Annotated in this window: 10 protein-coding genes and 2 pseudogenes; 11 read left to right on the forward strand and 1 reads right to left on the reverse strand. The window is 68.1% G+C overall.

Annotated elements, in window-relative coordinates; all coding sequences use genetic code 11:
- Positions 1 to 92: 92 nt before the first annotated feature.
- The 11 genes and pseudogenes from ACFYW5_RS37205 to ACFYW5_RS37255 form a co-directional block, all read left to right on the forward strand.
- Positions 93 to 3350, forward strand: a pseudogene (locus ACFYW5_RS37205) (RHS repeat domain-containing protein); the annotation flags it as partial.
- The gene (locus ACFYW5_RS37210) at positions 3337 to 3783 is read left to right on the forward strand and encodes a hypothetical protein (RefSeq protein ID WP_389421577.1); all 447 of its coding nucleotides are present in this window, start codon (positions 3337 to 3339) and stop codon (positions 3781 to 3783) included. The pseudogene ACFYW5_RS37205 and the gene ACFYW5_RS37210, both read left to right, overlap by 14 nt.
- A 669-nt stretch (positions 3784 to 4452) precedes the next feature.
- Positions 4453 to 5055: pseudogene (locus ACFYW5_RS37215) on the forward strand (transposase); the annotation flags it as partial.
- Positions 4989 to 5717 carry a JmjC domain-containing protein gene (locus ACFYW5_RS37220; RefSeq protein WP_389421578.1) on the forward strand — a complete coding sequence of 243 codons (729 nt, stop codon included), beginning with the start codon at positions 4989 to 4991 and terminating at the stop codon, positions 5715 to 5717. The pseudogene ACFYW5_RS37215 and the gene ACFYW5_RS37220, both read left to right, overlap by 67 nt.
- Positions 5714 to 6622: an aldo/keto reductase gene (locus tag ACFYW5_RS37225; RefSeq protein WP_389421579.1), complete on the forward strand. Its 909-nt coding sequence runs from the start codon at positions 5714 to 5716 to the stop codon at positions 6620 to 6622. The genes ACFYW5_RS37220 and ACFYW5_RS37225 overlap by 4 nt, the downstream gene beginning before the upstream one ends.
- Positions 6603 to 7439 (forward strand): hypothetical protein, encoded by an 837-nt coding sequence (locus ACFYW5_RS37230; protein WP_389421580.1) that lies wholly within the window; start codon positions 6603 to 6605, stop codon positions 7437 to 7439. The genes ACFYW5_RS37225 and ACFYW5_RS37230 overlap by 20 nt, the downstream gene beginning before the upstream one ends.
- Positions 7440 to 7603: 164 nt before the next feature.
- Positions 7604 to 8551: an ATP-dependent DNA ligase gene (locus tag ACFYW5_RS37235; protein WP_389421581.1), complete on the forward strand. Its 948-nt coding sequence runs from the start codon at positions 7604 to 7606 to the stop codon at positions 8549 to 8551.
- A gap of 64 nt (positions 8552 to 8615) precedes the next feature.
- Positions 8616 to 8867, forward strand: a complete 252-nt coding sequence (locus tag ACFYW5_RS37240; RefSeq protein ID WP_389421582.1) for an antitoxin MazE7 — start codon at positions 8616 to 8618, stop codon at positions 8865 to 8867.
- Positions 8868 to 8870: 3 nt separating this feature from the next.
- Positions 8871 to 9251, forward strand: coding sequence for a toxin Doc (locus tag ACFYW5_RS37245; RefSeq protein ID WP_389421583.1), 381 nt, complete (start codon positions 8871 to 8873; stop codon positions 9249 to 9251).
- A gap of 353 nt (positions 9252 to 9604) precedes the next feature.
- On the forward strand, positions 9605 to 10414 hold the full coding sequence (locus ACFYW5_RS37250; protein WP_389421584.1) for a leucine-rich repeat domain-containing protein: 810 nt from the start codon (positions 9605 to 9607) through the stop codon (positions 10412 to 10414).
- A gap of 253 nt (positions 10415 to 10667) precedes the next feature.
- Entirely contained in the window at positions 10668 to 11009 is a 342-nt protein-coding gene (locus ACFYW5_RS37255) for a hypothetical protein (protein WP_389421585.1), read from the forward strand.
- Between the two features lie 78 nt (positions 11010 to 11087).
- Here the strand turns inward: ACFYW5_RS37255 and ACFYW5_RS37260 are convergent.
- Positions 11088 to 11634: transposase (locus ACFYW5_RS37260; protein WP_389421586.1), on the reverse strand; the 547-nt coding region annotated here is incomplete at its 5' end.

Genomic DNA, 11634 nt, shown 5'->3' on the forward strand with positions numbered 1-11634 from the left:
ACGTCCTCTGGGCCCTCCTCCGCGACGGACGGACCTACGAACTCATGCCACCCACCGCGCACGCGGCTTGACAGACCGCATTAGGAATCACTGACCCCAAGCTGTACTCCTCCACCACCGTGGTGGACCCGGCGTGGAGCACGGCCACCAAGACCACCGACGCCAACGGCAACGTCACTGAGTGGTCCCTGGACGCGCTCGGCCGTGTGCGCTCGGTCTGGAAGCCGGACCGCTCCCGCGCGCTTGGCGACGCAGCCACCCTGGTCTACGCCTACAGCATCAACAACGACAAGGAGACCTGGGTCCGCACCGACGCCCTCAAGGCTGACGGAACGACCTACAACAGCTCGTACGAGATCTTCGACTCGCTCCTGCGCCCGCGCCAGAAGCAGGTCCCCACGCCGAACGGCGGCCGGGTGATCTCCGAGACGCTGTATGACGACCGCGGCCTGGCGTACATGTCGAATACCCAGGTCCACGACAACCTCGCCCCCTCGGGCATCCTGGCCAACACCTTCCCCGGCTCCGTGCCCGCCTCCACCGAGACGGTCCACGACGCCGCCGGCCGCGCCACCGAGTCGATCTTCCGGGTCTACGACCAGGAGAAATGGCGCACCAGGACCGAGCACCAGGGCGACCGCACGGCCGTCACGGCCGCCGCGGGTGGCACCGGCACCCTGAGCATCACCGACGCCCGCGGCCGGATCGTCGAGCGCCGTGAGTACGGCGGCCCCGTCCCGACCGGCACGGACTACACCCGCACCCTCTTCGATCACGACCGTTCCGGGCGGCTGACGAAGATGACGGGTCCGGACAATGCCGTCTGGTCGTACGGCTACGACCTGCGCGGTCGCAAGACCACGTCCACCGATCCCGACAAGGGCACCGTCACCACCACCTACAACGACGCCGACCAGCCAATCACCACCACGACGACCCTGGAGCAAGTCACCCGCACGCTGATCACCGACTACGACGAGCTCGGCCGCAAAATCGGCACCTGGGACGGCGTGAAGGACAACGCCCACCAGCTGACCAAGTTCACCTACGACTCCCTCGCCAAGGGACAGGTGACCGCAGCCATCCGGTATGTCGGCGGCACCACCGGCAAGATCTACTCCCAGGCCGTCACCGGATACGACAGCCTTGGCCGCCCCAAGGGCGCCAAGACCGTCATCGCCGCCACCGACGCCCTGGTCGCCGACGGCGGCGCGCCGCAGAGCTTCACCACCTCCACGACCTACAACATCGACGGCACCGTCCAGTCCACCTCGATGCCCGCTGTGGCCGGCCTGCCCGCCGAAACCGTCACCAACAGCTACAACGGCCTCGGCATGCTGACCGGCACCGACGGCATGACCGACTACGTCCAGAACATCGGCTACTCCCCGTACGGCGAGATCGAAGAGACCCGCCTCGGCACCTCCACCGGTGCCAAGCAGCTCCAGATCCTGAACCACTACGAGGACGGCACCCGCCGCCTGGCGAACACCCACACCGTCGACCAGACCAACACCGGATACACCAGCGACGTCGACTACCTCTACGACGCCACCGGCAACGTCAAGTCCATCACCGACAAGGCCAACGGCAAGGACACCCAGTGCTTCGCCTACGACGGCTACCGCCGCCTGACCCAAGCATGGACCCCGTCGTCCAACGACTGCGCCACCGCCCGCTCGGCGACCGCCCTCGGCGGCCCGGCGCCGTACTGGACCAGCTGGACCTACAAGCCCGGCGGCCTGCGCGACACCCAGACCGAGCACAAGGCCACCGGTAACACCACGACGGCGTACGGCTACCCGGCCGTCAACGCCACCGGCGGCGGCCAGCCACACACCCTGACCTCGCTCACGGTCAACGGCGGCGCGGCCAAGTCCCTGACGTATGACGAACAGGGCAACACCACCAAGCGGCACGGCACCACCGGTGTCGCGCAAAGCCTCACCTGGGACATCGAGGGAGAGCTCGTCCGCCTCACGGAGGGCACCAAAGCCACCGACTACCTGTACGACGCCAACGGCGATCTCCTGATCCGTCGCGGCCCCGGCAAGACCGTCCTCTACCTGGCCGGCCAGGAACTCCACTACGACACGGGGGCCAAGAAGTTCACCGCCCAGCGCTACTACGCGGCCGGTGACGTCACCGCCGTGCGGACGGAGACCAGTCTGACCTGGATGATCGACGACCACCACGGCACCGCCTCGATGGCCGTCGATGCCACCACCCAGGCCGTCACCCGCCGCTACAGCAAGCCCTTCGGCGAGAGCCGCGGCGCGACACCATCGATGTGGCCCGACGACAAGGGCTTCCTCGGCAAGCCCGTCGACTCCGGCACCGGCCTGATCCACGTCGGCGCCCGTGAGTACGACCCGGTCACCGGACGGTTCCTCTCCGTCGACCCCGTTCTGGTCCCCGAGGACCACGAGTCCATGAACGGCTACGCCTATGCCAACAACACCCCCGTCACCAAGGCCGACCCGACCGGTCTGCGGCCCATCACGGACTGCGAGCGCGGATGCAGCGACGGCAACGGCGGCACGTACCACGACTACATGACGATGGGCCCGAACGGGACCTGGGTCTATAACACCACCCAGACCTACACGACCAAGGTCCCCGGCGTGTCCAACACGTACATCAGCGCGACGGTGAACACCCGCGCCGGCCGGACGACCTCGGTCAACGTCGCCGTCTTCAAGAAGCCGACCTTCAAGAAGGGGCCGAATCCGGAGCCGGAGCGAAAGGAGGGCAAGAAGAACCAGGCCATGGACCTCTCCGCCCAGGATCTGGTGCTGCTCTGGGCGAAGGGCGGACCCCCCGAGGTCACCCTGCCCCCGGACGGTGAGTTCGTCCGGCAGTTGCGCACGGAGGATCACTTCAGATCCTTCGTTCGCAAGATGCAGGGCCTGATCAAGGACGGCGTGTACACGGATAAGGGAACATTCGACAAGTCACACGCCGAGCGCAGCGACTGGGAGAAGAAGTGGGAGGGCTTCACGGACCTCTCCGGGTTCTTCACCGAGGGAATCTACGGGGCCAGCCCTGCAAGCATGGCGCTCGGTTCCTACAATCTCCGCTACGAACTGCTCGGAGTGGCCTGCGAGCCGCCCAGGACAGATTCAGAGTGGGACAACGGAGCGCTGGTCGGACGGGTGAAGGTGACGATCTCCAACTCCATGAACGTAACCTCGGCCACGCGCGATCTCTCGAAGGACGGGTACGAGAATGGCAGCTCCAACGGGCTCATGAAGGCAATCTCGAGTGGCGCGTACAAGATCTGGCCCGAAGGTCAGACGGACATCGACGTCTCCATTAACTGGACTGAGGAAATCCATGTGCCGTACTAAGAGGAGCTGGCGGGCACTTCTCGCCGTCGGTATCTCCGCGGTCCTCGTCACCGGAGGGTCCGCCTGCGGAAAGGAAGAGGATTTTCCCGTCCCCACTGAAGGCCAGATCGTCGGCTTCTGGAGCAATCCCGGAGGAGACTGGATCACTTTCGAGAAGGGCGGAACGGGAACCATATCCGCAGGCGCACAGCTCCAGCTGAGCAATCTGCTGGAGAAGTCCGACACCAAGCCGGAGTGCTCGTTCTCCTGGGGCGTGGACACTGTGCCCGCAGGTGGCAGCAAGTGGGTTTCTGTCAATTTCGCGGCAGGGCAGTGCGGATCGACGCCTGGCAGTTTCGGTCTGCATTACTACTACGATTCCGGGGAGCTGCGGCTGGCGCCAGCGGTTGAATTCCCGAAGCCGGCCGAGATCTATGCGCGATCGACCGCGTAAGGGAGGATCACGCGTCACCGATCTCCGGTGACCTTTGCGCCTTCGGCGGGGAGACAGCCTTCTGTCTCCCCGCCGAAGCCTTTTGCCTTCTTGCCGGCACACCCGACCACACGGTGCGGATGGCCTCAGGCGTGGACGCGGTGCATCTGGTTCTCGCCGACGTCGACCTGTCGGGGGTTCCTGTGCACCGGGACGGCGCATCTGGACCAGGTGCGCACATTTTGCCCACTCCAGCCGAGCTGATCGGAGGCACTTCACGTTGAGCACCGAGGTATTGCTATCGGCCCCCTCATGGACGATCGCCCCGAGGGTCCTGCCACCAAGATCGTGCTATGTGGTCCGAGGGGAACCGTGTCGGGGCTTTTCGGTCAGAGTGACCACGCCAAACAGGGCGAATTCAACTTATCGTCGCAACACCTTGATCACGGAGGTGTTGGATGGGACGACCGAGGAAGCTGAGGCGGCAGGTGCCGACCGGGGCGCGACGCCAGTGGGCCGCGGATTGCGATGCGGGCGCCGATGCGCTCACCCGGCCGCCCGGAGCCGTCGCGCGCTGTGCAACGGAAGTTCTGGCGCCTGATCGCGTCGGGGATCACTACGGTCCAGGCCGCCGAGAGGGTCGGCGTGTCGGCACCGGTCGGGATCCGGTGGTTTCGACACGCTGGCGGTATGACGCCGCTGAGCCTGGAAGAGCCCTCGGGCCGGTACCTGTCGTTCGCTGAGCGTGAGGAGATCGCGCTGCTGCGCGCCCAGGAGCTCGGCGTGCGCGAGATCGCCCGCAGGATCGGACGCGACGCGGGCACGATCTCACGCGAACTGCGCCGCAACGCGGCAACCCGGAGCGGCAAGTCGGTCTACCGGGCCCTGGTGGCGCAGTGGAAAGCGCAGCAGGCCGCGAAGCGTCCGAAGACCGTGAAGCTCGCGGGCAGCGACAGGTTGCGCGAGTACGTGCAGGATCGGCTCGCAGGCAGTGTCCAGCGACCCGACGGCACGATCGTCACCGGGCCTGAGACGCGCGCCTGGAAGGGGTTGAACAAGCCGCATCGGCAGGACAGGCGATGGGCGACGGCCTGGAGTCCGGAACAGATCTCGCACCGGCTTCGTGCAGAGTTCCCCGATGATGAGTCCATGCGCATCAGCCACGAAGCGATCTACCAAGCGCTGTTCATCGAAGGCCGTGGCGCGCTCAAGCGGGAACTCGTCACATGTCTGCGCACCGGCCGGGCACTGCGAAGCGGTGGCGGATCTACGGCACCACCCGCCCGTTCCCGCTGTACCGCGACATCGAGGACCCCGGCGAGGCACCCACCGAACCGATCGCTGATCTGGTTCTGCAGCCCGGGGACGTGCTGTACGTGCCGCGCGGCGTATGGCACGCGGTCTGTGCCGACCAGGGCGTGCGCTCCCTGCACGTCACCTGCGGCTTGCAGACCCACACCGCGACCGACCTGATGGCGTGGGTGTCCGAGCAGCTGCTCACGCACGAGGACTGGAGGCGCGAGCTACCCCTGCTCGCCGCGCCGGACGTCCAGGCCGACGCCGTGGACACGATGCGCAAGCGGCTCGCCGAACTGCTGGATGACCCGACGCTGATCGCCCGCTACCGGGCGGCGATGGACGGCCAGGCCGTCGGCAGGATGGTGCCGAGCCTGCCGTACATCGACGGCATCCCGGCCAACCCGCATCTGCGGGTGCGGCTGACCACCGCCCGCGCCGTCCTGGAGACGGGGGAGGACGCCGTGACGCTGTCCGCCGCCGGCACCGTGTACGAGTTCGCGCCCGCAGCTGAGGCGGTGCTGCGCCCGCTGGTCGACGGCCGCACCCTCGATCTGTCCGCGCTCGCCGATGCGGCCGGCCTAGCTGCGGAGGACGTCGCCGGGCTGGTCCAGGAGCTCGTTGCCGGGCAGGCCGCGACGGTGGGGAGCCTGCTGTGACGACACGACTCGCTCTGGGCACCTACCGGTGCCAGGCAATCCCGGAGGCGGCCGCCCGTGCGGCCGCCTCCGGCGCGCAGTGGATCGACACCGCCCCCAACTACGCCACCGGCCAGGCACAGACCCTCCTGGCCCCAGCCCTGGCCGCCCACCCGGCCCTGCGGATCTCCACCAAAGCCGGCTTCTTCACCGCGGCCACCGGCACCGACGCCGTGAACGCCGGGGTCCTCACCGAGAACCAGGCCGCCGCCAGGCACAGCCTCGCCCCCGGCTACGTGCGCTGGCAGGCCAGCCGCAACCGCGACCAGCTCGGACGTGAGCAACTGGACCTGGTCCTGCTGCACAACCCTGAGCGCGCCCACTGCGGCGACCGCCGCGCGCTCCACCACGCAATTCGGGACGCGTTCGAGGTCCTGGAAGAGGAGGCGGCGGCCGGACACGTAGCCGGGTACGGGGTCGCCACCTGGGCGGGCCTGGAGGAAGACGCGTTCACGGTGGGGGAACTGCTCGCCCTGGCCGCCGAAGCCGCCGGCGGACAGCACCACATGGCCGCGGTCCAGCTGCCAGTGAGCCTGGTGATGATGACGCCGATCACGCAGTCCCTGGAAGGCCGCGGGCCTCTCCCGGCCGCCGCCGCGGCAGGGCTGCGGGTGATGACCTCCGCGCCGCTGCACGGCGGTGAACTCCCCAACATCGTCGACCAGGAGCTCGCCGACCTCATCAGGCCAGGCCTGACCCCCGCACAGGCGTGCGTCCTGGCCGTGGCGTCATGCCCAGGAGTGACGGACGTCCTTCTGGCCACCTCGAGTGCGCCACACTGGAGAGAGGCGGCCGAAGCGGTCGCTCAACCCTGCCTGACCGCCGACCAGTTGCGGGAGATCACTGGTGTACTCGCCTCCCCCTGACCCGGACACCGAGCAGCGCATGCGCGCCCATCACGCCGATGCCGCGAAGGCCCTGGCCGTCCATGTGGAGCTGGGCGGGGAGTTCTGGGGTTGGGCCGGGCGCACGCTGGGCGCCCCGGCCCGCGCCGCCGCCGACGGCCGACCGGTCTGGCTGCGGCTGGTGTCCGCGCCGGAGGACAAGGCGTCGGGAAAGCTGTGGGACGGCGCCCTGGATGCACAGCACGTCTTCGCCGACCTTGATGGGCACCGGCCCGCGCTCCTGGGTGTGCACGACGCCGTCGACGACGGCACCGCCTACCGGGCGGAACTGTCGGCCCGCGTTGACCAGCCGGTCCTGTCCGACGACCCGGTCCTCCAGCACGACCTCCGGCTGCCGGACTCTTGGTGGGCCGACCTGACCGGGGCGCTGGAGAAGGTAGCGGCCGTCAACACCGACCGCGTCGCCGTACGACAGCAGTACATGGAACGGGCCATTCCCGAGTTCGTCGGCATCCCGGCCCCGGCCGCGCACTGCTGGACCACCGCCCATGCTGACGTGCACTGGGCAAACCTCTGCGCGCCCCTGCGGATCTTGGACTGGGAGGGCTGGGGCCTGGCTCCCAAGGGATTTGACGCCGCCATGCTCTATGCCTACTCGCTGCTCCAGCCGGACACCGCCGCCCGCGTCCGCGACGCCTTCCCCATCCTGGGCAGTCCGGCCGGCCTCGCCGCCGAAGCGACCGTATGCGCCCAACTGCTCCAGACCGTGGCCCGCGGCGACAACCTCACCCTCGAAGACCAGCTCCGCACCTGGGCAGAGGAACTACGCCGCCGCTGAAGGGGCCACCCGGATACTGAGGAACACCGGCTGGACGATGTCCTCCGCCTCGAAGTAGCTCGGCTTCCTCGACATCTTTCCACCGTACGTCTAGGCAGCCTCGCAGGTCGGGGACACGTAGAGGGTCATGCCGACCTACGCTGAAGACCCCGCAGGAGGTTCCGGTGCCGCCCTTCGCTCTGCCCGCCCCGCTCGCTCTGGCTCGCGCAGTCACTGCCGTCCCCGAGTCGCCGGGCTGGATGCTCGAGGTGAAGTGGGACGGCTGGAGGTGCCAGATCCATACCGCGACCCGACGGGTATGGAGCCGGCACGGCACCGACTTGTCCCGCCAGTTCTCCGACGTCGCAGACGCTGCCGCCGGCCTGCCGGACGCCGTCCTCGATGGTGAGCTCGTCGCGGTCCTCAACGACGGATCCGGCGTGGCTTTTGACCGGCTGCAGAGCCGGGCCGGCCGCCGCGGCCCACGGCGCGGCGCCGACTTCACGGTCCACGTCGCCCTCTTCGACGCCCTCGCCGTCGGCGACACCGACTGGCGGCCCCGCCCGTACAGCGAGCGCCGCACTGAGCTGCTTCGCCTCCTCGAGGGCGGCCCGGCAACGCTGCGCGCGGTGCCGGCCACCGAGGACCGTGGGCAAGCCCTCAAATGGGTCGGAGCGCTCGCCGGCGTGGAAGGCCTGGTGGGCAAGCGGACCGATGCACCGTACGCTGCTGGCCTGGCCTCGGGCTGGGTGAAGTGGCGCGAGCGCCACACCACCGAGGCCGTGATCATCGGAGTGACCGGCAGGACACCGGCGACCCAGGCCCTCGTGCTGGGCCGCCCAACGGGCGGCCGCATGCGGGCGGTTGGCGTCAGCCTGCCGCTCGCTCAACAGGTCCGCCTGGCCGTGGCGCCGCTCTTGCGCGCGGCCGGCGAAGAGATGCGCGAGCTGCCGGGCACGGTGGGCGGGCTCCCCGGCGCCGATCCGGTGCACTTCCGGCCGGTCAAGCCGGAGGTCGTCGTCGAGATCGAGGTTGACCAGCCGCGGCTGGAGTTCGGCCGATATCGCCACCGTCCGCGCGTCCGACGCGTGCGCGGCGACCTGACGCCCGGGATGCTTGGCGAGGCGCCCTGACCGGAAAGCGGCCGCCTTCCGGGACAGGTATTCGCGAAGGTACCCATGGGTGCATACTCGAGGTATGGCTGATACCACCGTCAAGGTCGACTCCGAGACCAGGGACCGGTTCGCTGCGGTCGCCGCAGCCCGCGGACAGAGCGTGCGTGCCTACCTGGCCGAGCTGGCCATAGAGGAAGAGAACCAGATCAAGCTGAGCAAGGCGACGGCCGAGTTCCGGGAGATCATCGCTCGGCCCGGCCTGGCCGAGGCGTTCGACGAGGCCTTCCCCGACGACGCCCCAGCCCGGCGCAACACCGCGGGGCGGGCGGCCTGACCCTTGGAACTGCATATCGACATCCGGTGGCTCCTCGACCGACAGGAAGAGCTGCTTGGCAAGGAACTCGGGGTGCGGGACTACTCGGCCCTGGCGGCAGCCGTCGCCCGTCACCGGGTGAACACACCGCAGCTTGAGATGGGCGAGCCCGACGCCTACTGGCGGGCCGCCGCCCTGCTTGAGCAGCTGGTCCTGCTGCGCCCGTTGCCGGCTCGCAACGCTTACTTCGGGTACGGCGTGGCCGTCGCGTACATCCGGGCCTCCGGGCAAGAGATCGACGACTCTTTCGAGCCGTGGCGGGACCTGATCACCGACATCCGCGCTCTGCGGCTCACCGTCTACGACATTGCTGACCGCTTGCGTACCTTGGGCCAGGACGGCTGACACGAGGCGACGGGCAGCTTCTCCGGCAGGGCGACGCCATCTCCCAGAACCAGCCGTGGGCAACGGCCGCGATGAGGTCACCGTTACTGGCATCCCGTGCCCGATCCCCATGCCGCGGGCAAATCCGTGGGCATGCCGCGTCCAGGCCCTGACTCGCATGCAGTTGCTCAGTCGACCCAGGTCACCACGGCCATCTCTCGCTCGCAGACGGCGGCTGTGTGGAACTCCACGTAATTCCCCATCAGCAGCATCAGGTTCGCCAGCCAAACGTTCGAGCACGACGATGGGTGTCGTCTGTGCTCCCGCCCGGATAATCCTGAGACGGCCTGCAGCAACCTCCGTATCTTGGCGCCATGACGGACGAGGCAGAGCCGGGGTTTAATCTGAACCGCTGGGGCGACACATCGGACCCGGCCTTGGAGCGGCGGGGTCCCCGCCAGGACGCGTGCACGTGCTTCGACCAGTCCAGGCCGCATCCGCGAGCTCGAGTCGGATTCCACGCCGAGCGGCAGGACACCTCAGCTTCGGGCTGGCGCCACCTGCTGGAGCTGATCGACGAGGCCGCCGCCGACGGGCGCGAAGAGTTTCGCCCCCTGACCGGGCTCGGCCCGGAAGAGCGGCGGCAGATTATCACCCTGCCACCGAGCATCGCCCAGCTGACGGCGGTCAAGCACCTCGTGCTCTACGGCAGCAATCTGGTCCGGATCCCGCCCGAGATCGGGGCCATGACAAGCCTGGAGGAGTTCACCCCCTACACCTCCTACCGGCTGCACTGGTTCCCTTACGAGATCACCCGGTGCCGAAAGCTGACTCGCAGCACGGTGAGCACGCGCGCGTTGTTCGGCAACTACAAGCTGCGACCGCCGTTCCCGCGGCTACAGCCTTCCCCGGACTCCGTTGCGGACCTCGATCCGGGAAACCTGGATCCCCGACGGTGGGGCACCACCGTCACCCACAGCTGCAGTGTCTGCGACCGCCCGATCGAACTGAGCGGACTCCATCAGGTGTGGATCTCACTGCCCGTGGCCACTGACGTACTACCCCTGCTGGTCAACGCTTGCTCGGCGGCGTGTGTTGCCGCGCTGCCTGTCGGTGCTCGCGACTACATCCCCACACCCCACAAAGGCGGCCGAGTCGACCAGCTGGCGTCCGACTGGGACTGATCAGCCGGACCTCGCCTCACCCCCGGTCGGTCGAGAAACGACCACGATGGTGTGACGACGGGTCGAACGTCTGGGCGGGGAAGTTGACGCTCGCGATGGGGAAATACAGGCTCTGTCGGGGATCTTGTGATGCCGCAGGGTCACGGGGCGAGGAGTACGCGTTGGCGTAGGAGGTCGAGGTTTGGTTCCTAGAACCGCGTCCCGGAGGGCCAGCCCAGCGAGGATGTCGGTCCGGGATGAGAACGTTTCCCGCATGGCAGACACAGGCGAAGCAGAAACCGACGTTGAGCATGCCGTCATCGCTCACTACCGACTGGCTGACGCCGGCCTTGGCGATCCGCGCCAACGGGAGGCCGTCCGCCAGGCTCAGTCCCTGCTGACCGAGGCGATCGAGCAAGCTGACGTCGGCGAGTTCGACGGAAACGAGTACGGAGGAGGCAAGGTCGTCCTCTACGCCTACGGACCGGACGCCGACGCACTTTTCGCTGTCATGACACCCATCCTGAACGACCTGCCGTTCCGGCCAGCGCACGTCGTCCTGCGCTACGGCTCCGTCGATGACCCATCGGCTGCAGAGCATCGCGTCGACCTCTGACTAGACGAGTCACCAGCTCCAACCAGACGGGCACTTGGGGCAAAATCGGGCTTTGCTGGGGATTGTGATGTCGCAGGGTTATGGGCCGAGGAGTACGCGTTGGCGTAGGAGGTCGAGGTTGGCTCGGCCGTAGGCCATGCGCTTGATGAGCTTGACGCGGGTGACGTGGCCCTCGACCTGGCCGGAGCTCCATGGCGTGGAGAGTCCTGCGGTGACGGCGTCGAAGTCGCGTCGCAGGCCGCTGACCAGCGAGTGGAGGGCTGGTAGGTCGTCGGCAAGGACTCGCTCCATCCAGTCGGGAAGCTGGTCTCCGCGGAGGTGGTGGAGCATCTCGGCGAAGTCGTGGACGTGCCGTGTGACGGCGTCGAGGTGAGGACAGGCCGTACGGATCTCCTTCAGTTCCGCGGCATCGGCGGCCGCGAGGTGCTGGGGGTTCGTCATGATCCAGCGGACGATACGTCGGGGCTTCGGGGCCGGCCTGGGCTGCGGCCGGGACACCGGCTGCTGCTTTCGTCCTGGTTGGCGGGGAGGTCTGAAGGCGCGGAAGTAGCGGCGGAGGCACTGGACGCTGCCGGTGAATCCGCGCTCGACCAGTTCCCGGTGGAGCTGGGGAATGTCGTGACAG

This window comes from Streptomyces sp. NPDC002779 (assembly GCF_042888685.1).
Classification (GTDB): Bacteria; Actinomycetota; Actinomycetes; order Streptomycetales; family Streptomycetaceae; genus Streptomyces.